This is a genomic window from Bacillus sp. GZB (genome assembly GCF_001975995.1).
GTDB classification, from domain to species: Bacteria; Bacillota; Bacilli; order Bacillales; family Bacillaceae; genus Bacillus; species Bacillus velezensis.
Genome location: NZ_MTQG01000010.1, coordinates 308,261 through 334,507 on the forward strand (window position 1 = coordinate 308,261; position 26,247 = coordinate 334,507).

The window sequence follows — 26,247 nt, forward strand, 5'->3', positions numbered from 1 at the left end:
CCTCCTGTGACCTATTTGAGACTGTGGGGTGAACAAAATGAGTTTACAGCTATCTTGAGTTCTTTGAGTGCAGTCTCGTCGAAAAGCTCTGAAGCTGTTTCGTTAAATGTAAACTCTCCTGCATTGTCGTAATAACCTATCAATACTTGCAGGACGTGCTCATAACCCCAATAATATTGTTTACCTAGCTCGTTGTCATTATAAATTTCAGCACTTATGTAGTCGTAATAGAAAACTCTGTGGTAGGGATTCTTTTGCATCACTGAAGCTTCCCCTTCTTGGTTGACGCTAACAAAGACGTTATTTCCTGATCTTTCCTTGATGTTACCCTCTAAAGCGACCGCATTACCGTTGAAATTGTCCACGGTCAGTTGGCCTTTGCCGGCGATGTTAAATACTTCACTCTGTAGTGTCATTTTCACCCTCCGTGGGAATTAAACTGCGTATAGGTACGTAGATTCTGAATTGAACTATTCTTGAATCTGTTCACTTAAAACGTCTAAGTTATATTCGTTCTCCATTAACTCCTTTAGGTACATCATCAAAACAAGGTCCATATCGCTTGAGTTTGCTAAAGTTCCTATCATCCTAGTTACTTTGATGATCCCATATTTACCCATGAGGTTTTGAATAACACTGCGGGCCTTATGTTTAACCTCGAATCCGGTAACTTCTTGGAAATAAGCGACCAGTTCGTCTTCCTCCTGGTTCGGTATATGTCCAAAACCATGCTTCATCCAAGAGCGTAACATACCCACACAATAGCCAAAGGTACGTTTCGATCTCTCTTTTTTCGAAGTAACGTGGAGACATTCAGCAATCCAAATATAGGCGTCTAACTCACGACTACATAAGATTCGATAATATTCCGCTATGCCTTCTTTAATTTCCTGTTTTGGAACTTCGTCGAAAAGGTCACCGTACATTGAAACTAACTTGCTTATTGCGTCACTTGAGTTTATAGGGGTTCCGTACTTCTCAGTATAGTAAGAAGACATTGTTGAAAATTGATCTTTTGTCATAACTTTTTGCACCTCTTAAATTATGGTCTTAAACCAAAATAGTTATCGTTTTAGCAGTATGGCTAGTTGCGGCCAAGTTGGTAATTTTATTATAACATATTATAATAGTATTGTAAATACTATTATTTTGAGTTTTTAAAGGAGAAGGTGTGACCCTTCTCCTAACAAAGATAGATTACTCATTATCCTTTAATTCAAATATCTCTTCGACAGGTAAGCTAAAGTATTCACCCATTTTCAGGGCCACTTCCAAGGATGGTTGATTTACGTTTCTTTTGATAAATCTAACCGTATCAAGAGATACCTCGCAATACTCAGCCAACTCTTTTTCGACGTCTGCAATTAAAACCTTTCTCCCTGTCTCGAGAGCTTTTTCAGCTCTTTTGATTGAGATGAAGTGTTTTAACTTGTTTTCACTCTTGTAGCTGTATTTTTTTGTTTTTGCCATGGGGTGACCTCCGATCTTCCGTGCTACTTTGGTTTGTAACCGTCTTTATATGTTTTAACATATTTAAGATTGTATTGTAAATACTATAAAGTACGTTACAAAAAAAAAGAGGAGGCATTAAGCCCCCGGTTTTAAATAGCTCTTGTAACAGTTTGGCGAGACTCGAATTCTTCTACTGCGGAGAGGATTGTTCTTATTTGGCAGCACAACACATCTACTTTCCGCCCTCTATCTTGCACCTCACCTGATGAATTAATTCTGTCTAATGTTCTGTCAGCAATATATTCCCTTACACGGCCTAAGTCTTGAATAAGGCTTTCCAGGCTCCGGTTAAGTTCCTCAGCTAGTAGGTTTACTCTAACTTTTTGAACGTCAGTAAAAGACATCTCACTCATTTTATTACCACCTTTATTATCCCATTATATACTTGCACCATGCGGGCAGTCTTTATTTCACCCCGACCATCTGTGAAAATCTGCTTAGCCGGATCGTACATCACGCCGATCCCGTCACTTATGTTCAGACGCTCTTCCTCAATCTTGCCCTTATAACGACCTTCTAAAGTAGGGAGGTCATCTATTAACTTAAAGTTGACATTGTGTAAGTAAACTCCCACGCCGTCCTGGAGAGTCAAGCCCACAAGGTCACCCTCTTTATTCATAATCTTGTACGGCGGTCCATCAGATACCAAAATCTGAACGCTGGTATCTCTTTTAAGGTTTGATGGTTTGCTCATTTAATTCGCCCTCTCTACAATTTATTGCTTTAAGTCTCCGCTATTGCGGTGGATTCGTCAACCCGATATCATTTGCTTTTCTGTTAATTGATCCGTCTCTCAATGTCATTTCAGTTACAATGGTGGTCAGCAGTTCGCGACCTTCTTTTTCCGTGTAGTATTCAATTTCGTTTAGACATTCCTCAATGTCCATTTGCTTCTTGCGGATAAGCCTCATATTCTCATATGACGGATGTTTCTTCGGGTACTTATTTTGAGTGACGGGGAGGAAGAGTCGCTCATGGTACAAACGACTTAGATCGACTAATAAACCTTTCCGCTCTTTTTTATTTACTCCGTGTATCCAAGCATGATTGTATTCCACTTTCCGACCTTTAACGATATCGGAGAAGTCGCCATCCCAAACTGTCCATTTATACTCAGGTAATAGATGTCGGAGGATGGCTGCACCGAAAATTGCAGTTTGCCGGCATGCGTTACCTCCCCATTGTCTATAGGCTCGTGGATTCGCTTTTTGAAGTATACCGTGGAGAGTAGGGACGAATACGTTTTCCATTAGATTTTTAATTTCCAGCTCTTTTTTATTTAAGTTCAACAATACCACCTCACCCTTCGAAGAACTCATCGTGCGCTTTTTTCAGTTCCTGGTATATGTGTTCGGGCAGGTGAGGCTTGAAAAACTCAACATCCATTTTATTACACCCGATAATAGTATTCTTATGTAGGTTAACCCAACCTTCGTCGATAACCAAGTCATCTATATGGTAAGCTTTTATGGAAATAGGCTCTACAGAAAAGTCATCCATGTATATTGTCAAGGCTTGGCCCTCGTGCATAAAGGTCTTCAAGTAGACCCAGTAGGCGTATTGGTGTTCTAGGCGAACCCAACCATTAGGTAGGTGGCTTACCTCTGTATTTTGATCATCGTTTCTAAGCATATTATCCACTCCAAAATATATTTTGAATTCAATCTTATGTACGGGCACGGGTTGCTTAACCCTATTCGTGATATTTCTTGACCACTTTGATTGTAGAGTGTAACTTGTGTTCAATTCCTTCAGATAAGTCCTTACGTAAACCTCCCAAAAACAGTCTGAATTCCTTTACTGTACCTTTGAAAGATAATAGCCCTTGATTCAAATTACCATCTCCCTATGAATAAATGGTGGTTAGAATACCATGGAAGCCATACCCCTGTCCTTTCTGTACCATTTAGTAGGGGTATGGTCATAAGATTACCTAATCAGAGACTCAAAAGAGCACAACATAACACCCAGCCTGCCACAAGATTTGAAAACTAGACGGAATATTCGGATATCTATGGCAGCAGAGACAGCAGGTTTATCAAAATGTTCCTATCTTCCCGTGTTTTTCGATTACCACTTTCTCTGATTCACTTAGCCCGCTGGTAGAGGGGAGGTGGTTGTCTACAAGGTAAGAATTATATGAATTTGCCACTTTGTTTCTTTCATAAGCTTTTATAATATTTTCAAATGTGGATTTAGAGATATACAATTCGTCTAATGACTGACCTACACGCTGTGTGATGCAGACGTTGCCGTCGACAATAGAGGAGGTAACCGTACCATACTGATCTCGTCCTTCCCACAGGTCTTCATACTGATCGGAGTAGTCACCCCACATTTCGGAATACATTGTTTCGTCAAAACCTTCTATCCAATCATTGCTAAGCGGGACATCCCCGAAACTCCCTGCGAAATCATTGATTGTCGCAAAGGCTTGGAGTATAAGCTTGACGGTTCGTTGCATGTCTTTAAATACTACGTATTCTTTCTCAGTGTGTTCGTTCAGATAGCCAGCAGAAAGATTGACAGCATTTACGTTTAATTCAGCAAATGTACATGCGTCTGAGATACCACCTTCTGTTGCTTCCCAGTTCATATCCTGAAGAGCGGAACAGTCTTCGAAGAATTTCCCAACTGCGTTTGAGCAGAACGCTTGACTGTAATTTCCTACTACAATATCCTTGTTACCTCTTCTATCGACTACAATAGCTAGATCTGACCCTTTTATCCACTCGGGATCAATATTTTGAGAACCTACGCAACCAATCTCCTCTTCACGAGAGAAGGCAACTTTAATGGTACCTTCGAAAGCTGTTTTATCCACGTTTCTAAGAACAGCCAATAAAATTGCAATCCCTGCTCTGTCATCGGCTCCGAGAATACCTTTAGTGGTGTAAAAAGTCCCGTTTGATTCATAAACTACCCGCTCTTTTGCTATATTGCTGACGCTGTCCATGTGAGCTGAAAGAATAATTGTTGCGCCTTTCCCGGAACCGACTTTTTTCTCAGCGAGAAGGTTTTTATAGTCATCGAGCCATACCTTATCACAAAGACTTTTCAATATTGGTTTCACGTACTCTACTACTTTGTGCTCTTCACCTGATGGGGCCTGGATATTTAATAGTTTGATTAGTTGTTTTTTCATTTTTTTCATTGAGCATGTCCCCTTAACGTTTATCTTATCAACTATAATAATTATAACATATTTTAATGGTATTGTAAATACTATTTTTATATTTGCGGGTTACTTAAACCTTGTAATATTGATCTCTCCAACGCTGAGAAATCAACCGATACAATTCTTGGCCCGGACGAAGCGCTTGGCCTTGAAGCATTGAACTTGAATGTCCTTGTCCCTCGAAGGTTATGTGGTTCGTCAGCAAGCAAGGTATGGTGTCGAGGGAGACACCTCTTTCTTGCGGTCTTTCATATACCCCTTGGAGATTAAATACCCCTTCGGTAGTGATATTTTTACTTGATCGCTGAAGAAAGTGAGGAACTCAGGATCATCTACGTAAGGGAAGAAGGCTTCACCATCTCCTGAAATTAAGCCCGTCCCATCGCATTCATCGCATTCCTTATCATCCCACGTAGTCCCGTCTCCCTCACAGTCGTCGCAAGTAAGCTTAATTCCTGGGTTTGACCACCCAACCTCAGTGAATGTTGAAAAAGAAGACATGTGAGACCCATACAAGTCTGTATACTCTTTTCTGAGATCGTCACACTGAACAAAGTTATCGAATTTTGCTTTAAGACCCTCAACCAAATAATTCCTAGTTTCATTGTTTGTATAAAATGGTCGGAAGCCTACCATTATGTATTTATCGTCTGCCACCTTGACAACACGGACTAAAAGCCTTGCTTCAAAGCGAGGAGAAAATAGATCGTCATTTTCAACTGATGTCAGGTACGCTACGGCAAGCGTGGTATCAAGTAGGTTAGGCGGTAATTGATTAATGCAGTCGCCGGAACCGTTCCTAGATGTATCCATGCAAGATGTGTTATTCCAGCCTGTAATCCATTTGCTGCCGCCCCAATTGTAAGGAGCATAATAAGACATTCCTGCGATATGGTGAGGCAAGATTGAAAGGTGCACTTTATAGTCTTGAACCACCCCTTTCTCTAGTTTTTTAGGGCACTTGTTAGTGAACCACTTAACCACACCACTCGTTTCGCCGAATAACTTCACTAGCAGTTTTGAAAGCTTTGGTGAAGAAAGACCTTTTATATCCCTGGATTTAATGAAATCAGTTACCTTCCCTGGGATAGTATTGTTCAAAAGGTGATCGTTTGTAATGTTGTCGTATAGCTTGCTTGACAGCATGTATTCCTTATACGCTTTCTGCTCTTCCTCGTAGCTGTATTCGGATAAGTAGGCTTGATGTTTCGCTGAAACTTCGGGTGACAGATGGTCTATAAAGTCTATAGTCAAATCTTTTTCTATGACAGGGTGAAAGGAAATATGACCTTTTTCTCCTAACATCTCTTCAAGATATTGTTCACGTTTTACGTACAAGTCTGAATTAACACCCGCTTCACGAATAAGGTCGGACTTGTTAAGTATTTCAATAGCTTTCTCCATTGATTGTTGCATAAGGTTACCTTTAAACATGTTTGAATTTCCCCTCTCAGTTTATCCTTCGATCACGGTAATGATCGTGCCAACTTCTGAGATAGTTGCGAAGATTTTTCAAAAACTTTCAAATGGTATTTAAAATACTATTTTGTAATCAAAAAAAAATAAGCCTCCTCTTGAGAAGCGGGAGGGAAGGGCAGATACCCCTCACCCTTTAGTTAAGGCTCCGTTGAATTTTCTCCATGTACTGGCTATCTCCATTGTTGTCTTGTGGTCGAATACGCTATTGGGGGACGGATCTATAATTTCGTTGTCATCATCATCCCAAGAAATATCGTCGCTTGTTAAGATTACTTGTTCGTGCTTTTTGAAAGTCTCGTCCTGGCTTTCAGCCATTAGCGATTTATTTAGTTGGCAGTATTCTTCTTTCGAAAGGAACTGATTATTTTTATTGTAAACAATAACGGATTCCTCCCAAATCAATACTCCGGCCCGTTCGCCATTCTTTGCGGGGAATTCTACGAAAAGGTTAAAGCAATTCCCGCTAGTATCCAAAAGAATACCTTGAGGAAAGTGAGATTGAATGCGGTTAAAAGTTTTCTCCGAACTCATGTAAATACCTCCGATTGACTTAATAAGTTAATTATAACATTTAATAATGGTATTGTAAATACTAAATTATATTTAAGATTTTATCCTGTATTGTCAACGCCTTATAGGGTAATTTACTAAATCGTCCGTAACTTTTCCTTTAAGTGTTAGGTTGATTCTATTATAATAAAGTAGGCGAGTGATCCCTGGATTACCGTCTCCTATTATTAGGACATGTTTTACCTTCCAACCAAAGCCACGAAAATATTGGCGGTCATCTATGGGCGGGCTATTTGATCCGCCTAATAGATGTTTTTCGGCAAACTGAAAGGCCCGCCTAATAGTATGTAAGTTATTGGCATAGGTACTATTAGTTAAATTCAGCTGTTGCTTCGGCTATACCGTTAAGTCGGTTAAGTAGAGATGAATCCGAAGCTCAAACTATACTAGAAACGCTTTTTAGTTATCCACAACCATACATAAATTATAGCACACTTATCCACAGGTGTCAATGTTATCCACAGGCGTGTGGATAACTGGAGACGTTCGGCAAATTGCCGGACGTCTTTTTTTTACCCTTATATAGAAGGAAAAAACAATTATAACTAAATATAAAAATAGTATTGACAATACTATTTGCGAGGTTTATAGTAGATTACAGAGCAGGACGAAAAACGTATTTACTAGTTTTCCCGCCGGGTTTTGTGTCTCTACAGTGCTAGACCAAAATAAAAGAAAAAGAGGTAAGAAAAAATGAATAATATTTCTATTTTAGACTGGGAACAAACTTTTCAAAATTCAAAATCAATGTACCGCACCGTACTTACACACAAAAGGAATGTGCTCCATCGAATTAAAGAGTACAAACGGTTAGGGATTTTCAGCGGTACAGATAGAGAAGACTTACTTTACTACTACAATCGGGACAGTTTGAATACCGAGCGCCATCGGAAAAATGCATTAAAGTATTTCATTAAAATAAGCTTATTTAATTCTTTATTTTCCGGTGTAGGGTTTAACAATGCAGGTGCAGGAATAAGAATCCCTCTAACTGTTGAACAAAGTTATTCGGAGGCTGACGACATCTTAGAAAGTGGCAACATTACTGAAGAATATGCAAATAGTGAAATCTATTACAGTGAAAGAGTAGAAAACAACTTTATCGGAACTTACCCCGTAATAATAGAACGTGTGGAGGACTACGGGGATTTCTTAAAAGTTTTAGTGGACGATATTGTTTTGATGAATAAGTCTATAAATTTTTCTATTAGTTATGAGGAATGGAAAACAGGGTACAAGGTGGACGGAAAAAGGAAGGTAAAGCTAAATAAATTTTTAAGAAAACAAGGGTTTTCCCAATACACACTAGACTATTATAGTCAGCAGATTAAAACAGAAAAAAGCCTCTATCTAACGGTGTCTGACAGGGTACAGCATATTGCGGGAATGTCTTTCTATAGTACAGGTGACTGGAATAGCATGGGCGGAACTTCATGCCAAGACCCTCGAAACGAGTATGAAGAATGCCTAGATTTATTGCCTAGTATGTACGATAACAAGTTATTTATTGCCTTTCTGCATGAGGATGTTGAGGACGTAGCGGATACATCTGAAAAAATGTTAGCCCGCACAATGTGCAGACTTATAAATATAAATGGAAAACAATTTCTAATAGGTTCGCAACTTTATGGGAACAATGAAACTAAAGACGAATTAGACAAGGCATTGAGTCTATTAAATTCCTATAATGTTTTCAGTTTATCTCAGATGATTGAAGGCACCACGGTTCATATCGAACAAACAAACGGACAGTTTTTACTAGAAGGGGAAGATGAAGTCTATTTATGTAATGACTTTGAAGAGCTTGTAAACTGCGAGTGTCCGGCTTGTGGCGGAAGTGGTGAATACACAGTCGAAAATAATAGAGGTAGTTCAGTAGACATAGAATGCCCCGTCTGCGGTGGTAGCGGTGACTATGAAACTTTTGTGCACGCTTCTGTGGATACTTATGTCACTGTTAGTGATGAAAGAGAACTGGAACCCTATAGCGAAGGGTACACCCATTTCGGAAACTCTATAAAAATTAGGATAGATGAAAAAGTGTTGGGGCTTAAATAGCCCCGATACATCCAGTACAAAAAGAAAATAAAGGATGGTAAACAACATGAATAAATTAACATTAGATCAAGCGGTTAAAAAATGGGTTTGGGAGTTTAATGCTATTCCGTTACAGCTTATAGAAAAAGCTTATCCAAACTTTTTAGATGAGGTAGAAATACTTACTACAGATAAAGTATGCGGGCATTGTGAAAGTGAAGACATTGTAAAAAATGAAGACGGGGAACCATATTGCCAACATTGTAATAATGATGATGATATATATGATAAGTATGACCTTCCTATGTGGGGGACTGTGTGGACATTCGGGGACAGTCTCGACAATGATTGGATAAGAAACAATCTTGATGTTGTGGCTGACTGTGGTATTTGGGTTTATGAATCAGACGAACTAGGCATATTCTTTGGAATTGACGGGGCGGGCTATGATTTTTATGAGCAACATTGGAAACCTCTCTATAAGGCTAGGGGCTTAAAATGGCATAGTGAAGAAAAAGAGAACCCGTCCCCCATCAACTTTAATAAAATGGATAGTTTTGTGGATGTTGTTGAAATGTTGACTATTCTTTTATCAGAAGATTGGGAAATTATTTCGGGCGAAGGATGGATTAGGTTAAAGCGAAATGAGGAAGAAGGGGAAGACTATCTATTTTATAATGTAGAGGAGGTTAAAACATTTTTAAATGAATTTAAGGAGGGTATCTGATCAGATGTATAAAGATGAATTTGTATTCCCTATCAGTTCGGGCGGGAGTGTCACATACTACAAGACAGACGCCCCTATAAGTGTATTAGCTCGAGTAAGGGAGGTAATGCACGAACTAACGGACTTTATAGAGTACATAGAAGGGTACGGCTATTATATACAGGAATACTATTCAGGTTTTACAATAATGTTCGATTCATAAGGAGGCTTAACCATGGGATTACTGGGAGATAAGGGATGGCAGGCGCTAGAATACTATAATCTGTATTTAGATTTAAAGGTCGATATTTCCGAAAGGGTGCAAAGCCTAGAGTACATAAAAGGTGAAGGTAACGTAACAGGTGAAGCTTATAGTTACAAAGAGGATAGACTGAAAGAAAAGGTTAATCAATTAAGGTTTGTTTTAAATGAGCTTAAAAACGCTGGGGTGTCAATGGAAGACCTTATATTATTATCTTGTGGCGTAGATAGTAAAGAAATGTTATAAGATGTGAAAGCCCTCACAGGGCTTTTTGTTTGTCTTTCTTTATTCTACTCGGCGGGCTATCTCCCCTGATCACACGATAACACTAATAGTATAAGGGATAGTAACAGTAGTATAGGAGAACAACACACACAAAGAACCCTATAGACATACACGAATAACCCCATAGACAACCCCTGTATAGAGAGAGATAAACAATCCTATACAAATACACCAACATGTTTTAAGACCCCTCTAAACGAATGTAAAGCACTTTAAAATAGATGTCCTATAAATAAGAAGAATAAACACATACACCAAAACAATACAAGTGCAGACGTAACAAGCCCTTTTTACTGTATTCAATATGGTTAGATACCTTTATTATCTGATGATTTTTATATACGTTCGCCGTCCCTCTTTGCTTCGATAAAAATAAAACATTGCGTACAAATGTAGAACAAGAAAAGCAAAAACAATAAACGCCGCAGAAAAGGACGATAACAAATAATCTTAAAGTCGGATCTGTTATACAGGGGAAGCAGAGCACAAATAAAGTGGATGACAGTCCACGACATAGGTTTTATTTCTTTTGATTAGCTAGAGGATTTCAATTGACCCGTTTATTGAGGGATGAAATACGTCATTTTATACTGTTTGACTTAACATAATAATTAATTATGATAAGTCAGAAGCAACATAAACCCCTACCCGGTGCCGAATGGGTTGCGTTTTTGTCGCTGCGCGCCGGTATGGTTCGTGAGATCTGTGGGAAATTTTTTCGGATGTTTCTGTGCGTACACGGGCCGCTGCAAGATATAAGGATTGGAGAGTTGAGGTGGCTGAGGTACCCATGTGATCTTCTTTTTATTGGGGAGGGTTCTGACACATGGGGTTTTACCTAGTCGGGGTATAGGTAGTTGAAAATTTTCGAGAAAATTTTTTGTGAATACTTGGTGTGCGTACAACGGGTAATCGCAATTCTACCAAGGTTTAAAGCGATTACTATGATGGTTACTTATATTATCAAATGAAGAGGTGAATCAGTTTTTTAGATGAGCGGCTATACAGGCCATTTAAAAGATCTACTTAGGAGGAGATTGAGTATGGAGAAAAACTATGAACCGCGTCCACTCGCTGAGTTAGGTGATTTAATAGGTCAGGCAGTCCTTATTGTATGTGAGCACGGAGCTTTTGAAGGAGGCCTAAAAGACATCTCAGAGGAGGACATCCATATTGAGGTCGGAGAAGGGCAGGTAATTGCTGTGGATCGTGCAGTATTAGATGAGGACTTAACTGAGCTTTACGTTGTCGAAGTCTGAGTATCTGTTTGGCAGAACCTCTCAGCGAGAGGATTACGCATTTCACATACCGACTTTACGATAGGAGGTGAAATACTTATGTCTATGCCAGCGTTAACTGAGGGTACTATTAGTCGTATAAGCGTTGAGTCTGCTCCGCTGCCTGGTCCTCATCCTGACCCTAATATCGGTAAGAGAGCCAAACCCCTAAATGGGGTTTATTCTTCCCTGACAGGGATAATTTATCCATCAACCGAGAACTATTCAAATGCGACTACGCACCTTAAAGGATCTAAAGATTACTTGCTTATGTTCTTCTATGACGACGGCTCTTTATTCTGCGCAATTGAAGCGGATATCGGTGATATGTCTGTTTTAGATGGCACGCAGCCGGTACCTGAAGGTGAAGGGACTCCGGCCGCTCCGTTTGGCTGCAATTTACAAGTGGCAGATAACAGTATCAAAGGGTTAGGTGACGGAAGTTATGTTATTTATCATGAATTGCCAAATCAAATAGGGGATGTAGTAGTAACATACGATTTTCTTAATGAGCCTGACTCAATGTCTATTTACTGGAGTGGAGAAGAAGAGACTCCAGTAGCTTCCACAAATGGTAAAGTCTCTAAAACAGGGAGTTTAAGTTTTTATTACGATCCGGCGTATAACCCTACAAAGGTAGTTGTTAAGGTCAATCAAGAAGGGGCTAAAAGTAACTCTACTGCTTGGAAATATAAGATGTCTTGCCCTAAAAGCAGAAAATAGTTTTGATCAGGTAGCGCCTTGCTGATTAGCGGAAGAAAAATTTTTCGGCAAGGCGTTTTTAAAGATAGCGGAATAAAAAAAAGACCCACCCTTAATGACCAGAAAAATTAGAGGGGTGGGTCTATCTATGCCCTTCATGGCACCCTCTGATCTTGTCGACCCGAAGGGAAGGTCTAAATGATCAATTACCTTAAATAGACCTCTGCATGGAAAGCGTTTAAAAACCAAGCAAAGTTCTAGGCTCAGGGCGACCTATAGTCCGATTATATTATCTAATGGTAAAGAATTCAATAGAACGCTAAAAATTGTCAAGTTGTCCTTAGAAAGTCCTGCTCATTTTGGTTTTTCTAGTTCTTTTCACTTTCAGTTGCTTTTTATCCAAGCTTTCAGAACTTGCTTGAAGATGTAATACTTCCACTTGATTCTTCAAAATTTCTAAGTCTTTTTTTGTAAGGTTTGCAGGTACCGAAATTTTTGCTCTTTTTCCACCCGTAAGAGAAAGATCGAATGTCTGATGGCATGTAAGCTTCGACACCTCGTGAAAGAATTTCTTTTTTAATTCATCCTTTTCTTCTTCATTCATCCCCAGTAGAGGGAGATAAACAGATATATTTTCTGAGTCGATACCGTCTTGCAGGGCTTTTGAGTATGCTTTTGCCGCCTCCACAGGACTAGGGTAAGTAATGTATTCTGACCCTTCGTAATGAAGTACCAATTCTTCTTTCATTGCTAAACCTCTCTTCTTTTACACGAATATATGTGAACGGATCTTGGATATTGTATAATACTGATTCTAAAAATAAAAGCTCTATAGTGAAAAACTTGCCCTCAACCACCCTCTTAAAGTATTCAAAGGATAGTTTTGGGCAAGTCTAATTTTTTTAGAGGCTTTGTCATTTTAACTGAACGGTATTTTAGCGGACTCAAACGCCTTCTTAATAGACTGCGCGTCTGCTCTAACTTCTCTCTGAGCATGGTTTGTGTCCCGCAAGTCCAACAGGTGCTTCCATTGACGCAATGGCCGGCAGTTGATGATTTTGGTTGTCATCGCATTTGGTAATGTAGAACGAGCTATCTCTTTTGCCCGACTTTTACGGACACCGAAACTTACCAGCTTGTCTCTTAATTCGGCGTAGTCAGTAATAGTGCCTTCAATATTAGAGTACACTTCCTCTACTAAATTATCATAAGCGGACTGGGCTAGTCGTTCTGATTGACCCGTCGCAGCGGCATACTTTTCTTCCAAGTTGTCAGGGTAAACACCGCTCTCGAACCCTAACATCTTTCGGTATTCTGCATTCTCCCGGTCTACATAACGTTGAGATAGCTCCGTTCCCCCGGCCATGTCTGCATGTCGCCAAATCTGTAGTCCGGTTGCTCTATCGACCTTCAAATTCATCGTTATAGTAGCATGTACGTCTAGTTCGTAATCTGTGAGACCTTTCTCCTTTAAATCGGTGTAGTCTTCGGTAAGGATGATGGGATTGTACAGCTCAGGTTCACCTTTTGCAGTGTACTGATTTTCTTTAGGATCGAGTTTTGTCTTATCATTAATGAACCATTTCATCTCAGGGACACGAACCACGAGCCTTTTGAACAATTCGAACAGGTTAGTGCTAAATTCATAGTCATTGGCTTGATTATTAATATCCAGGAAAGTAAGCATGTTCATTGAAACGATTACGCCAATCTTACTATCGGGGTTTTTCTTAGGGTCAGGGGAAGTCCAACGGATGTAGTTGTTAATTTCTTTCATGGTCATAAGATCTGACATAGAATTCATATACTCTTCTGCACCTGTAAATCCAGCTATACCGAATACGATATTTCCTGTGCTGGCAATAGATATATGCCCAGCCGCCATTATACCTTTGATGAAAGTGTGAGATTCCTCTCCTAGCTTATTGTATGACTGATAACACTCTCTGGCAGTCATTTCAACTAACTTGTGGTAATCTTCTGTATAGTGGATTAATCCGACTTTCATTTCTTATCACTCCCATGCTCTTTTAACCATTCCGAATACTCACTCTTTACTATTTCGACCCTTTTTCTGTGGGCTTTCAACTGGATCTCGTTTAGGTCGGAAATTTTTTTATGGTTGTCAGAGAGTTCTCGATGATATGAGATTACTCTTTCCAACTGTTTTTCCAATAGCCCATGCTCTGTAATCCAGCCTTCCATCTGAGAAATGTATAATAGATCCTCTTCGTGATGACTCATTGAATGTCACCCTTCAATGTTGTATTTGAGACAATAGCTAAGGTCACTTTCTCATCGAATTTGTCGGCCATACTAATTACCCCTCCGGCTAAGAACTTTAATAGATATGCGGCAGGAGTCATCCATAGCTTCGATAGAAAGGACAGCTTATTTACCCTGTGCCTACTTGAGAAAAATACCATTTTGTTCACACTCCAATTACTTAGTTTAAATCTACACAATAATGATCGTTACATCCTGTATACCAGTTGCGAAAAAAGAAAAGAGCAGATATTAGATCTGCTCTTTTTGATCGGTGAAATAGAAATCTTCATCTTTTACTGGTTCTACAGTTGCTTTCTTATACCCGTTCCCTTTCATGGAAAAGAAATCATGGGATTTGGTTTTTGTGTTTAGCCCATTTAGGACAATGGGATTAATTTCTTCTTCTTCGAAGTATGGATCAAATCCCAAATTCATGAGAGCCTTGTTTGCGTTATAGCGGATAAACTTCTTTACGTCACTTGTTAGGCCGACCTTGTCGTAAACATCCTCAGTATACTCTAATTCGTTTTCATAAAGAGTTAGCAGGAGATCTTTTGCAAACTTATTTAGTTCCTTTTTTGTCTCTTCATCCTGCTTGTTGTATATCTCTTGAGCGAGAAGCCCTACATACACTCCATGAATGGCCTCATCCCTAATAATTAAATTTATAATCTCTCCCGCTTGCATGAGACGTCCTTGACCATAGAAGTAAAGAGGGTAGTAAAATCCACTGTAGAACAAGAAACTTTCCAGGTAGGTGGAAGCAACCATTGCTTTATAAAGGGAGAGTTCATCGCCTTCTCTAATGCTGTTGTAAATCTCCACGATTATTCCAGCCTTTTTTTGCAAATACTTGTTGTTTTTAACCCACTCGAAAACCTCGTTAATTTCTTCCGTGGACGCTAAAGTCATGAAGATATTGGAGTAGGACTTTGCATGGACGGCATTTTCCATCATAGCCATGAAGTTTAGAACGGCTTTGCGTTGATGCCCCTCGACATTTTCCTGGATTAGCGGCATACCTGTATTACCTTGTTCTGTATCTAGAAGAGTGAGTCCAGCCAGTACCTTCATATAGGTGTCCTGCTCATTCTTTCCGAGGTATTTCCATGTAAGCAAATCTCCGGTTAACGATATTTCTTCAGGCAACCAAAATTGCTTGACGTTTTGGTTATAGAACATTTGGGTGAAATCATCTTCATGCTTTGACCAGTTTGCTGCGTCATAAATTTTTGTCAATTATTTGCCCTCCTCTTCAACAAATACTTCTTCATCCGATACAGCTTTGAACACCCACTCATGCGGAAAATCCGTCTGACTCAACAACCAATGATCGATTTCATGCGTTACACATGATCCATGAATTAACTCATCCTCGTTATAAATCACGTAACCTTCGATTTTAACCTTTCGCATATATCTTCGCCTCCTCTTCGTTTAAACAACGCAGGACAAGCAACCTTCCTGACCAGTATCCTTTGTCCGGGCATAGTAGATTGTCTTGATACCCTTATGGTGAGCGTATAAGTCAATTTTGTTAAGGTCACGTGTTGTCATGGTATCTTTTAAGAAAAGTGTCAGGCTAATCCCCTGATCGACATGCTGCTGGATAGTAGAGATCATGTCCACCAATTTAAACATATCCATGTCATAAGCCTCTTTATATAAGAACCAGTTGTTAGGTGACAGCCCTGGCATTGGGTAGTAAGTTTTTGAATTTCCATAAGTTCTTTCTTCGATACGCTCCATGATAGGCATAACCGAAGCTGTTGCAGATTGTACATAAGAGATAGAGCCAGTAGGGGCAATACATAGGCGATAGCTATGGTACATCCCGTGCTGGCTAACGAAATCCTTTAACTCTTTCCAATCACTCTTCGTAGGGATTTCCATACCTTCGAATAACTTTTTGACCTTGTCTGACTTCGGAGTGAAATCATTATCAAGATACTTGTTGAAGTATTCACCCGTTGCGTAAGTTGAACCCGCATAACCATGGTAAGTCTCACCTTCGTCACAAGCGATCTCGGAAGATCTTTGGATAGAGTAGAAGTTAACCATCATAAAGAACGTATTTGCAAAGTCCCTAGCTTCCTCACTCTCATAAGGGATACCGTTTTTAGCCAGGTACCCATGAAGATTCATTGCCCCTAGCCCGATAGACCTCATGAGTTTATTTGCACGTCTGACTGCCGGTGCATTCCGGATGTCTGTAGAAGTTGCTACTTTTGTTAGTGCGTCTGTTGCTAATCTCACCGCTGATTTAATAGACTTTCTCTCCATTACGTTGATGATATTTAGTGACCCCAAATTGCAGGAAATATCCAAACCGATATCGTCTTCTTCGTCGTAGTCTGTGTAAGTAGAGACGTTTGACGCCTGTAGCACCTCAGAGCAAAGGTTCGAGAATTTCACTTTTGATACGTGGTTATTAGCGTGTTCTCTATTCACATTGTCCTGGAACATAATGTACGGATAACCTGACTCAGAACGTAGAACGGCGAGCTTTTCAAGCAATTTGCGCGCATTCACTTTTTCTTTTTTGACGCGAGGATTGTCGACAAGCTCCTCATACATAGCCGTCATGTCCATTTCATCCATATACTGGCCGTATTCTTTATATATTGTATGTGGATAGAACACGTACATTTCTTTATCTTCTCTCGCCAATTCAATGAATTTGTCAGGGAGGACGACCCCAATAGATAGCGTCTTAACCCGTACATCTTCATCGGCTGATATTTTCTTAGTGTCAAGGAAATCGTTAATATCTCTATGGAAGATGTTTAGGTAAGCCGCACCCGAACCTTGGCGTTGCCCCATTTGATCTGCATACCTAAAGGCGTTATCTAGAAGTTTCATCACGCCGACGACACCTTTTGTGGCATTCTCTACATCCTTAATAGCTTCGCCTTTTGCTCTTACTTTCGATAGGTTGAGGGAAACACCTCCACCTAACTTAGATAGCTGCATTGCTGTTTCAATTGCTTTTGAGATATCGTTAAGCGAATCTCCAACCTCCAATAAAAAGCAACTGACTAGTTCCCCACGTCTTGTTCTTCCGGTATTAAGGAATGTAGGAGTTGCGGGTTGGTATTCTTGATTAATCATTAAACGGACATAGTCTTTTGCTTTTTCAGCGTCACCGTCTGCAAAAAATAGGGAGATGATTACAATACGGTCCTCATAACGTTCTAAAATTTTCTTTTTGTCATTAGTCTTGAGAGCATAGTCGTTATAGAATTTGAACGCACTCATGAAAGAGGGGAAGCGAAACTTCTTCTCATAGGCGAGGTTGTAGATATCAACCAACTCTTCCTGCGTATACATCGAAAGTATGCTTTCCTCGTAGTAGTCGTTTTCCACTAAAAAGTCGAGCTTCTCTTTTAGATCATGGAAGAAAACAGTTTCTTGGTTAACGTGATCTACGAAATAGCTTTTTACAGACTCTCCATCTTTATCGAATTGGAACTTGCCATCTTTCTTTACCATAATCTCATTATTCAATCTAATCCAACTAGGTACTTTATCTTGTGTCAACTTTCTGCCCCCTTTTGAATTTGAGTACCAATATTATAAGAAAGCAACAAGTAATATTAACAAATTAACTGCAAATTGTCTTATGCATTGTATTAATCGTTGCGTGTGGGTTGGTTGTTGTGGTTATAAATAAAAATGCCCTATTCCAGCAACCTGTCACGGCTACGCTGGAATAGAGCATTTCAGTCTTTGTCGAAGGAGGGGCCGAAGCCCCTTGAGAAGGGAAATGGTGGCTAGTTGTGGAGTTGAACCACTTGGCGGGGAAGCGACCACACTTTAAACGGAATTGAACCGTAACCCCGCTTTACACCGTTGACTAACCAGTCAAAAACACTAGAGTAAAGGATCAAACTCTAGCCCGTAAAGGGGACTTTTTGAAGTACACCCCTCACTCAGACTCCCCTCCAAGGACACCTCAGACAAACCGTTAACAGTGCTTTCGGAATCGAACCGAAGGAATGAGGGAATATCTATCGACGTACCGTACACTAACGGATTCGAACCGCGAACGATAGCAGAGCCTTAGTCAGGGGTGAACACCACTCACAACCTCAGATAGGTTGTATTTATGGTATACCACCCTGTAATTCTATTACCCGTCTATTTTAGATTTTTTGTAAAAAGGTTTAGGTAGTATGCTGAAGAACCTACAAGGATAGCGAATGGTACAAGTGTTATATCAACACCAAATACAATCATGTACCCGAATAGACCTGTCCAAAAACCATTACAGAATGGGCAATCTAGGAAAATCTCAAATAACTCATGTCTTTCTCGAAGCCAATGACGAGTATACGAAAATTTAATTTCAAAAAGGAAAGATCGGACAGCTAAAGTTATTAGTAATAAAACAACTAACTCTAATCCTAAGTTCAAGCTAGTCACCTCCTACGCCTTAGTTATCGATGTTCACCTATTCAAAGTTGCGGTAAATGACGTACAAAAGTTAAAAAGACGCACAATTTTCTTATATTGATAGTGAATAATCATTGAAGTAATCTAGATAGGAGGTTTTGACCGCGGTGGGGACTAAGGATGAAAGACTCTATATCCGAACAACTGCAAAAAAGAAGAAGTTTATTGAACAGCTTGCAGAAAAATATACAAAAGGGAACGTTAATGCTCTTTTTGATAAGCTGGTCGAAGAACTTATGGAGGAAGAAGGTGAGGATTGATGGGGGAGCTAAGGAAACGAGGAGCGCAAAGTAAAATAGAAAAGTATGACCTGGTAGCCCATGCAATCAGTCTTCTAACAGTCACTCCAAAAATGAGTTATAAGTCTGTTGCAGAAGAATTAAATACAATCGGTGATGTGCCTGAAAGTGATCTAATCTCCGTTCAAAATGTTTCAGATTTTGCTAAGAATTATCCAGAGGTAAGGAAAGAGATCCTTTTAGCTAATCGTCAGCATATGAGAAAAATGGTCATGGAAAGTGCTGAATTTGACATGTTAGGTACGCTAAAAGACATGGCAGCAAGGTTGACTTTTATGATTGACTCTGCGGAGATGATGGCATTAGAAGAAGGTATGCTCCCTGATCCTAAAGGTTATAAGGCCTTATCAAGTGAATTGAGAGAGACCTTAAAACAAATAGAAGGGATTCATAAAGAAGTGTATGACATGGAGGTAGTCAGAGAATTTCTAGTAGAAGTGATCAAGACTTTGAAAGAGGTTTCTCCTGAGGCTCTCCCTTCTTTTATAGCTAAAATGAAAGGAAAACGTGAGAATAGTCACATCGTTAGTGAATTGCTAAAAGGAGGATTATAGCATGGCGGGAAATCTAGTAACTACTGTAGGTGTAATGGGTTCAGGAAAAACAAAAAAGTTGATCCAATTGTACAGAGAATTAAAAAAGAGCGGGTTGGAAGTCAAAATTTTCAAACCTACTAAGGATATCCGTTCCGGTAATTTTAATGTGGAGTCGAGGGACGGAGATATGGCCCCAGCTCAACCAATACAAAATATTAAAGATATTTTTGAGTACGGGGGTGATACGCAGCAGGCTATCCTGATAGATGAAATTCAATTTTTTGATCAGACGGACTTGGTACATTCCTTGGTGTCTGTTTGTTTATTAGGGATTGACGTTTACTGTTTTGGTTTGGACCTTACATCTGACGGTACTACGTTTGGGCTAGTTGGCGATGTTATGGCTAAGTCGGATGAAGTCATTAAATTAAAAGGAGCATGCGCAAGATGTGGCAGCCCAGCTAGAGTAACTAGATACAAAGGTCAGGATAAGACTACTGATATCAGAATAGGTGATCTAGATGTGTATGAACCTGTTTGTATGGGTTGCTTTTATTCGTCGGATGTTAAGGGGATGAAAAGCAGTGACAATGATTTTAAAGACCCTTTATATGCCTTTAAAGTTACAGACGGAGAATCAGGGTTTTCTATGGAACTCCAAGTTAAAAAAAGTAGGTTGATGAAGGCTGGATACACCTACGAAGACGTGGCTGACATAGTTACTGAAGAGGGGGCTAAAAATCTGCTCGCTGACTTAGGTATTGTAGAAGAAGGGAGGTAGGTGACAGATGAGTGATTTACTAAGTGGTCTCTTCGATGACGTCATTGCAATGGCAGAGTCTGAGAACAACTCTATGGGTCTATGGCGTGAAAAGCCAGTAGGACTCGTAGAGTTTTTTATAGACTTCCTAGGGGAAAAACCTTTCGACGGTAAACAAACCGAACTACTGCATACTGTGGAAAAGATACTGGCTAAGGATGAATTATCGGAGAATGATAAATTAAAAAAAGTTACAGAAGTTGCGGCCATGTGGGGTAAAGGTTCAGGGAAAGACTTTATCATCTCTGGGATTGTCTCGTATATCCCTTATAGATTAAACTGTATGAACAATCCTCAAGCATACTTTGGTTTCGGCCAAGGGGAGCCAATTGATATAATCAACCTCGCAAAAAACGCCAAACAAGCGGAGAACGTATTCTTCACTAAGCTAAAGGCTCGACTCAAGTCGTGTAAGTGGTTTAAGAAGGTTGACCGCAAACCATTGGCCTATAACGAATACCAAGAGAAGAAGGATACGATCGTATTTTACAACGAAATACGTGCTTTTTCTGGTCACTCGGAGGCAGGTTCTTTTGAGGGCTTTAACCCGCTTGTTGGAATTTTTGACGAAGTAGGCGATTTTGAATGGGATCTTGCAGAGTTCTGCTATGACACTATAAGATCATCAGCAATGTCCCGATACGGTAAAAGGGCGCTTTTGATGTTCATCTCTTTTCCTCGGTCCAGTGAAGATTTTATGATGTACAAGTACAACCAAGGACAGGACGATGATTTTGAAGAGGTAATTTCTTCACGCGGGGCTTCGTGGGAAATCAACACTAACATTAAACGGGAAGATTTAGAAATGGATTATAAAAAAGATCCCGAAGGCAGTAGAATGCGTTACGAATGTATCCCACCAAAACAACGAGGCGGTTTCTTTCAATACCCTGAACGGATTGACGATTGTGTCAAAGTAGGAAAAGGAGATCCGTGTATCTTAGAACAAACTGTCCTTACTACTACTTTAGATAATGGTGAGGAACGTCATTTTGTCGGCTACAATGTAGAGCTGATTAAGGAGACATTGGAGTTAGACCAATCTAAGACATACTACTTGGGACTCGATGGTGGTATAGATAAGGACATGTACACACTTTCCCTGTTTCATGCAGAGACTATCTATGACGAGGTGGTAGAGGGTGGAGAGTCCGTCCTTAAACCAAGAAACAAACCTGTAGAGGATTTATTGATTAAGTGGAAGCCTGACCCAGTAAACAAATTGCCTGTAAATGTACAAAACACTATCGACATTGTCGAAGCGATTTGTGAGAGCGTCTATGTGAAAAAGTCACTCATGGATAAATTCAACTCGGGGGCTATGGTTCAAAAGCTACAGGAATTTGGGGTCGAAGCTGAAGATAAGGTCTTCTCAAACCCGTTCCAGTTGGCTATATACACTCAGCTAAAAAATCTTGCTTATACGGGGCACTTGGAACTTCTTGACCTAGATGAAGAAGGAAGGGACAAAATGGATAACCCTAACGATAACCTAAAACACATCCTATTAGTGAATGGTACAAAGATAGATCACGAAAAGGATCGTGAAAAAGATACGTGCGACGCTCGTGCAACAGCAGTGTACCTATGTGCAACAGATGATCCAGCAGACGACACAAATTACTCAATGCCTGCAATTGTTGGGGCAAGTAGAGCGTATTAATTTACGCTCTTTTGTTTTACCCAATTAATAAAGTCTAACCTATTGACCTCACTACTCCTAGCCCTGTAAACCATGCAACGCAAGCCTTCTAGATCCACTAAGATATACCTTTGTGGGTTTTGCCCTTCTGTAAAAGTCAGCACTAATTCGATTTTGCTTCTGTCATCGACAGATCTAGTTAAGCTGAATGGGTTACTGACGCCAAGGACGTGTTTAGCGATATCATGAGCCAGGAATAGTACAGTGCCGTCAACGACTTCTACTGCTCTTATAGAACGTACCTTACCGCAAGCACCTTCATAAAAAAGTTCCCCGACCTTAGTTAGCTCTAGATTTTCAGTATTCATAGACGTCACTCCTTTATTCGATTCACTAATTAATGATCGTTATTAAATGCCTCAAGTTGCGAAATAAAGCTTTTAATTTAAAAGCAGTTGCTGATTACAAAGTTTTTGGTACCTACTTTTTAATTTAAAAGCAGTTGCTGATTACAAAACTTTTGGTACCTACTTTTTAAGCTTAACTTACCGGCAGTTACCCAAAATTTGAGGCCGAAGTATATTAATTAAATAAAACATAAAAATTAAAAAGAAAATAAATACTAAATAAACAATATTACAGACTTTCTAAGTTAAACGTAAAAAGTGTTTGGCTGCGCCAAGAGACTTCGCTTCGCTCGTCTCTATTACGTTTCTTGTTAATCTGTACGTCACCGTTCTTATAATGAGCTTTAGCCAAGTAGCTTATCCAGTTAATTTCTTGGTCGGTATTGCGAGAAAGGTGGTGGAAAAGGTTGTCATTTTTAAATAGAGTAAGAAATTTCTTTTCGAAGGCTGCTACTGTAGTTTCCGCTCCCTTTTTGTCTAATTCATATAGTTCTAGTTCAGAGAGTTCAACTACAGAGAGGCCTACTCCAAACAAGGCGTTCGGTGGTAGCAGGAAGACAGAATCTCTAGATGAGGGTAGCGTGTACCGGTACGGTAAGTACACAAAACTAAGCGAGAACGTTTTTACAAGAGTCTCCCCCAAGCGTCTTTTGTCTATTTTAAAGCACAATCACCCTGACGTATCCCAAGCGATTTGGAACTTTAAAATTATAGGTAACTCAGGATACACTGCCAGGGTAACTAAGCTAGACGGGAGATCGGAGCATGAATCAGGACAGAAACTAATTGATAATTTCATAAGAAAGCTAGATTTCTACAGCAGTGACGGTTTTGAAAAGTCCAGGAGCTTAGATAGGCTTATCGATCAAATGTTTGATTCCGCTTTAGTTCGAGGGGCAATTTCCTTGGAGATGGTAATGGACAGTGAATTTACAGATGTAATGTTTTTAGCCAATGTTGACCCTGACACGATTGATTTCAAAGTAGAGCAGGGAAGACTTATCCCTTATCAAAACAATGTAAAGCTAGACATACCTACTTTTTTCCACGAAGGTCTAGATGAATCTGAGGTAGATCCTTACGGGACGTCCCCTTTCCTGTCAGTGATTCAGACTTTAGCTTTTCATCAGCAGGTTATGGAGGACATAAAAATGGTAATCCATAATCAAGGTTACGGGAAATACGATATCAAAATCGTTGAAGAGGTTTTATTAAAACGAATGCCTATCCAAATCCGTAACAACGAAAAGAAAAAGCAACAGTGGCTTAACGAACAATTAGACTTGATTATCAGCATGTACCAAAAATTGGACCCTGACGCTGCATTCGTGCATTTCGATAGTGTTGAAGTTGATATGGTAGACGGGGCAAACGCAACGCTTGATCCTCAAAAAATAATGGCTGTTATTGATACGCAAATTCTTGGTGCCTTGAAACAGTATTCAACATTAATGGGTAGACGATCCCAGGGTCAGACGGAGCAATACGCTAAACTTGAAATTAAGATCTTCATGAAGTCAGTAAAACGAGTTCAATTTATGATTGAATCTATTTTATCTCGTGCTTTGACAAAGCTTATCAATATCCACGGAATGCAGGGATTTGTATTCTTTGAGTTTAATGACACAGAGATCCGCACAGAGTTGGAGAAGGTTAATTTCGAACAGATAGCGATTCAAAACGCACAGAAAAAACGGGATAACGGATGGGTAACTCAAGACGAGGCCAGTATTGAAGTGACCGGTACTAAGGCTGCGTCTGATCCTGATAAAGAAATGCTGGGGGTCACAACATCAGAACCTAAAGGATCTCCTGATGAGCGGCAACCGGATGATCCGCAGAGCGGTGACAGCACTTCTAGCGACTAGTACGCACAGTTGTTAGAAGTGTTTTATTTATTCCTTATAATTTTGTCAGTTCGGTAACAAATACCAGGAGGTGTTAAAAATGCCAGTGCCAACAAAAGATCAGTTAAGGAGAATTAATAAACTTTCTCATTCTACTTTAGATGAAGACCAAGTATATGTTTTCCGCAGCCTGTCTGCTGACACGTTACCTGTACAGCGTTTCGGATGGTTCGGAGAATATAACATTATCATGAATGGTAATATGCTCAACTCCCTAAAGAAGGATTATAAGGCGGGTGTGGGTTTGCTGGCTTCCCATGATAACGGTAGGTTGCCTTTCGGACGTACTTTTGACGCTGAGGTGACTGTTGATCATGTTAATGGGGAGCCGGTAGAGACTATGTATGTTGATCATTACATAGTAACTCATATGAAAGACGGAGAGGGAAATAAAGTACCTCTGCGGACAGAGATCAATGGAATGACTACTCAAGATATCGTTAACCACATAGATGTGGGCCATACCTTTGATACCTCGATAGGGTTTGCTATTACAGAATCTAAATGTTCAATCTGTAACCATGACATACGCGATTACGAAAAATGTTCTCACTTGCCGGGACGAACTTACGATGTTCAGGTAGGAGAAGAAGTTGAGCAACGTCGCTGTGACATTGTAGCCAACAAAGGTGAAGGTTTAGAGAATTCCCTAGTGTATTCAGGTGCAGTTAATAGAGCGATAATCACCCATGGCCATTTTTCTGAGGGGGGTCAATCATTCTCAGAAAGATTACAAGGGTCTGTTAAAGAAGACGAAACTACTTTCTATAATGTAGACGACATCAAGACAGTCCCTTTACATTCTCAGATATTATGTAGGATGTCAAAAGGAAATATGGAGTTGTTTACTACGACTTCCGAACGTAAGGATATTAACTACCTGAAAGGAAGTGAAGAAATGCCTACTAATAACCAATCATTATCGGCAGCGGACGAACCTAAAGATGTTGTCTCACTAGCTGAGTACAACAAAGTTGTAAGTGAAAAAGAGGATTTATCTGCCAAGCTGTCAGAGGCTGAGGGCAAACTCACTAAATTTGAAGATAAAGTTGAAGCTTTAGACGAAAAATTGAGTGCGGCTGAGCAGATGAATGTTGAACTGAAGGCTAAATCTGAATTAGCAGATAAATTCACTAAAGATTTGATTGATTCTGTAGTTGAGGCTGGAGTTAAGGCCCGAGGGAATGCGTTTAACAAAGACCGTTACCAAAAATACGCCGAAACTTTAAGTGTCGATGAGCTAAAAGAAGAACTTACAGCTTTTCAATCGGAATTCCCAGGTTCTGTTGAAGAAGCTAGAGTAACTTCTGTCGAACTTCAAGAAAACAACGATCAGACCGAGATCCTCTCTAAAACAAGAATGCGAGAATTAGCGGCCAAGAACGCTATGGAGATTTACCGAACAAAAGGCGGTAACTTAGAAGAACTGACTCGCGACGAATTCGCTAAGTTGCAGTCAAAATCACAATCAGAGTGAGGGGGAAATAAGAGATGGCAGGTAACGTAACTGGTTTTCAGAGACCTTATACATTCCGTGCTAACGAGACATTTACAACAGTTGGCATTGATCAAGCTGTTGTTTATAGCGGCAAAATGCGTGAGGTAGAGGTTCCTAAGGAAGATAATTTAATCCCTGTAGGCATTGTCTCTTATCAATATGAGGACCGAGATGGCGGGACAGTAGCTGTTCAGTTAGACCGTATTGCTCAAATCGAAGCTGTAGAACCAATTGCCTTCGGTGAAGAGGTTATTGTAGCCGCTGGAGGCAAAGCAAAACGGGCGGCAGGTCTAACAGAAGGAACCGTCGCAAATATTCTAGGCGAAGCACAAAATTCAGTGAATGCGGGGGATAAAGTCCAAGTCTTGATTCGTCCTCGTGCTAAAACTGTTTAAGGGAGGTAACAA

General features: G+C 39.9%; 29 protein-coding genes. 12 read left to right on the forward strand and 17 right to left on the reverse strand.

All coding sequences use genetic code 11. The features are described 5' to 3' along the window. Positions 1–11 precede the first annotated feature (11 nt). From BXO87_RS01840 to BXO87_RS01885, 10 genes are all read right to left on the reverse strand, one after another. On the reverse strand, positions 12–416 hold the full coding sequence (locus BXO87_RS01840; RefSeq protein WP_076851100.1) for a hypothetical protein: 405 nt from the start codon (positions 414–416) through the stop codon (positions 12–14). 54 nt (positions 417–470) lie between these two features. Beyond that, on the reverse strand, positions 471–1,022 hold the full coding sequence (locus BXO87_RS01845; RefSeq protein WP_076851101.1) for a hypothetical protein: 552 nt from the start codon (positions 1,020–1,022) through the stop codon (positions 471–473). Between the two features lie 175 nt (positions 1,023–1,197). Next, positions 1,198–1,470 (reverse strand): helix-turn-helix transcriptional regulator, encoded by a 273-nt coding sequence (locus BXO87_RS01850; protein ID WP_076851102.1) that lies wholly within the window; start codon positions 1,468–1,470, stop codon positions 1,198–1,200. A 131-nt stretch (positions 1,471–1,601) separates the two neighbouring features. Then, positions 1,602–1,865 (reverse strand): hypothetical protein, encoded by a 264-nt coding sequence (locus tag BXO87_RS01855; protein ID WP_076851103.1) that lies wholly within the window; start codon positions 1,863–1,865, stop codon positions 1,602–1,604. Then, the gene (locus tag BXO87_RS01860) at positions 1,862–2,206 is read right to left on the reverse strand and encodes a hypothetical protein (RefSeq protein WP_076851104.1); all 345 of its coding nucleotides are present in this window, start codon (positions 2,204–2,206) and stop codon (positions 1,862–1,864) included. The genes BXO87_RS01855 and BXO87_RS01860 overlap by 4 nt, the downstream gene beginning before the upstream one ends. Positions 2,207–2,246: 40 nt before the next feature. Beyond that, entirely contained in the window at positions 2,247–2,801 is a 555-nt protein-coding gene (locus BXO87_RS01865) for a hypothetical protein (protein ID WP_076851105.1), read from the reverse strand. A gap of 10 nt (positions 2,802–2,811) precedes the next feature. Then, positions 2,812–3,144, reverse strand: coding sequence for a hypothetical protein (locus BXO87_RS01870; protein WP_076851106.1), 333 nt, complete (start codon positions 3,142–3,144; stop codon positions 2,812–2,814). A 406-nt stretch (positions 3,145–3,550) separates the two neighbouring features. Further along, positions 3,551–4,666, reverse strand: coding sequence for a M20/M25/M40 family metallo-hydrolase (locus BXO87_RS01875; RefSeq protein ID WP_076851107.1), 1,116 nt, complete (start codon positions 4,664–4,666; stop codon positions 3,551–3,553). A gap of 222 nt (positions 4,667–4,888) precedes the next feature. Beyond that, on the reverse strand, positions 4,889–6,124 hold the full coding sequence (locus BXO87_RS01880) for a DnaJ-like cysteine-rich domain-containing protein (protein WP_076851108.1): 1,236 nt from the start codon (positions 6,122–6,124) through the stop codon (positions 4,889–4,891). 171 nt (positions 6,125–6,295) lie between these two features. Next, positions 6,296–6,700, reverse strand: a complete 405-nt coding sequence (locus BXO87_RS01885; RefSeq protein ID WP_076851109.1) for a hypothetical protein — start codon at positions 6,698–6,700, stop codon at positions 6,296–6,298. A 732-nt stretch (positions 6,701–7,432) separates the two neighbouring features. Here BXO87_RS01885 and BXO87_RS01890 point away from each other — a divergent pair. The 5 genes from BXO87_RS01890 (at position 7,433) to BXO87_RS01915 (ending at position 12,029) form a co-directional block, all read left to right on the forward strand. Next, a complete protein-coding gene (locus BXO87_RS01890) occupies positions 7,433–8,797 on the forward strand; it encodes a DnaJ-like cysteine-rich domain-containing protein (RefSeq protein WP_076851110.1) in 1,365 nt (454 codons plus the stop codon). A 46-nt stretch (positions 8,798–8,843) separates the two neighbouring features. Next, complete coding sequence (locus BXO87_RS01895) at positions 8,844–9,503, forward strand: hypothetical protein (protein ID WP_076851111.1); 660 nt, start codon at positions 8,844–8,846, stop codon at positions 9,501–9,503. 214 nt (positions 9,504–9,717) lie between these two features. After that, positions 9,718–9,990, forward strand: a complete 273-nt coding sequence (locus BXO87_RS01905; protein ID WP_076851113.1) for a hypothetical protein — start codon at positions 9,718–9,720, stop codon at positions 9,988–9,990. A 1,082-nt stretch (positions 9,991–11,072) separates the two neighbouring features. Continuing rightward, entirely contained in the window at positions 11,073–11,288 is a 216-nt protein-coding gene (locus tag BXO87_RS01910; RefSeq protein ID WP_076851114.1) for a hypothetical protein, read from the forward strand. A 78-nt stretch (positions 11,289–11,366) separates the two neighbouring features. Next, positions 11,367–12,029, forward strand: coding sequence for a hypothetical protein (locus BXO87_RS01915; protein WP_076851115.1), 663 nt, complete (start codon positions 11,367–11,369; stop codon positions 12,027–12,029). 319 nt (positions 12,030–12,348) lie between these two features. Here the strand turns inward: BXO87_RS01915 and BXO87_RS01920 are convergent, their stop codons facing one another. The 6 genes from BXO87_RS01920 to nrdE form a co-directional block, all read right to left on the reverse strand. Beyond that, entirely contained in the window at positions 12,349–12,756 is a 408-nt protein-coding gene (locus BXO87_RS01920) for a hypothetical protein (protein ID WP_076851116.1), read from the reverse strand. Positions 12,757–12,927: 171 nt separating this feature from the next. After that, on the reverse strand, positions 12,928–14,016 hold the full coding sequence (locus tag BXO87_RS01925; RefSeq protein ID WP_076851117.1) for an FAD-dependent thymidylate synthase: 1,089 nt from the start codon (positions 14,014–14,016) through the stop codon (positions 12,928–12,930). Continuing rightward, complete coding sequence (locus BXO87_RS01930) at positions 14,013–14,252, reverse strand: hypothetical protein (RefSeq protein WP_076851118.1); 240 nt, start codon at positions 14,250–14,252, stop codon at positions 14,013–14,015. The genes BXO87_RS01925 and BXO87_RS01930 overlap by 4 nt, the downstream gene beginning before the upstream one ends. Before the next feature lie 273 nt (positions 14,253–14,525). After that, on the reverse strand, positions 14,526–15,515 hold the full coding sequence (gene nrdF, locus BXO87_RS01940) for a class 1b ribonucleoside-diphosphate reductase subunit beta (RefSeq protein ID WP_076851120.1): 990 nt from the start codon (positions 15,513–15,515) through the stop codon (positions 14,526–14,528). After that, entirely contained in the window at positions 15,516–15,692 is a 177-nt protein-coding gene (locus BXO87_RS20765; protein WP_193427902.1) for a hypothetical protein, read from the reverse strand. Positions 15,693–15,713: 21 nt separating this feature from the next. Further along, on the reverse strand, positions 15,714–17,816 hold the full coding sequence (nrdE, locus tag BXO87_RS01945; RefSeq protein ID WP_076851121.1) for a class 1b ribonucleoside-diphosphate reductase subunit alpha: 2,103 nt from the start codon (positions 17,814–17,816) through the stop codon (positions 15,714–15,716). Positions 17,817–18,838: 1,022 nt separating this feature from the next. On the opposite strand from nrdE, the gene BXO87_RS20675 reads away from it, so the two are divergent. The 4 genes from BXO87_RS20675 to BXO87_RS01965 are packed head-to-tail and all read left to right on the forward strand — an operon-like array spanning position 18,839 to position 22,049. Further along, positions 18,839–18,991 carry a hypothetical protein gene (locus BXO87_RS20675; protein WP_161941447.1) on the forward strand — a complete coding sequence of 51 codons (153 nt, stop codon included), beginning with the start codon at positions 18,839–18,841 and terminating at the stop codon, positions 18,989–18,991. Continuing rightward, a complete protein-coding gene (locus BXO87_RS01955; protein WP_139337714.1) occupies positions 18,988–19,584 on the forward strand; it encodes a hypothetical protein in 597 nt (198 codons plus the stop codon). Before BXO87_RS20675 ends, BXO87_RS01955 begins: the two co-directional genes overlap by 4 nt. A gap of 1 nt (position 19,585) precedes the next feature. Next, a complete protein-coding gene (locus BXO87_RS01960; protein ID WP_076851124.1) occupies positions 19,586–20,347 on the forward strand; it encodes a thymidine kinase in 762 nt (253 codons plus the stop codon). Positions 20,348–20,354: 7 nt separating this feature from the next. Next, positions 20,355–22,049, forward strand: a complete 1,695-nt coding sequence (locus tag BXO87_RS01965) for a hypothetical protein (RefSeq protein ID WP_076851125.1) — start codon at positions 20,355–20,357, stop codon at positions 22,047–22,049. Here the strand turns inward: BXO87_RS01965 and BXO87_RS01970 are convergent. After that, on the reverse strand, positions 22,046–22,396 hold the full coding sequence (locus BXO87_RS01970) for a BRO-N domain-containing protein (protein WP_076851126.1): 351 nt from the start codon (positions 22,394–22,396) through the stop codon (positions 22,046–22,048). The two genes, BXO87_RS01965 and BXO87_RS01970, sit on opposite strands and share 4 nt — an antisense overlap. 944 nt (positions 22,397–23,340) lie before the next feature. Here BXO87_RS01970 and BXO87_RS01980 point away from each other — a divergent pair. The 3 genes from BXO87_RS01980 to BXO87_RS01990 all read left to right on the forward strand — a co-directional run bounded on the left by BXO87_RS01980 (position 23,341) and on the right by BXO87_RS01990 (position 26,235). Continuing rightward, positions 23,341–24,303, forward strand: a complete 963-nt coding sequence (locus BXO87_RS01980) for a hypothetical protein (RefSeq protein ID WP_139337715.1) — start codon at positions 23,341–23,343, stop codon at positions 24,301–24,303. 79 nt (positions 24,304–24,382) lie between these two features. Next, positions 24,383–25,819 (forward strand): hypothetical protein, encoded by a 1,437-nt coding sequence (locus BXO87_RS01985; RefSeq protein WP_076851129.1) that lies wholly within the window; start codon positions 24,383–24,385, stop codon positions 25,817–25,819. 14 nt (positions 25,820–25,833) lie between these two features. Beyond that, positions 25,834–26,235 (forward strand): hypothetical protein, encoded by a 402-nt coding sequence (locus BXO87_RS01990; protein WP_024714359.1) that lies wholly within the window; start codon positions 25,834–25,836, stop codon positions 26,233–26,235. Positions 26,236–26,247: the final 12 nt, after the last annotated feature.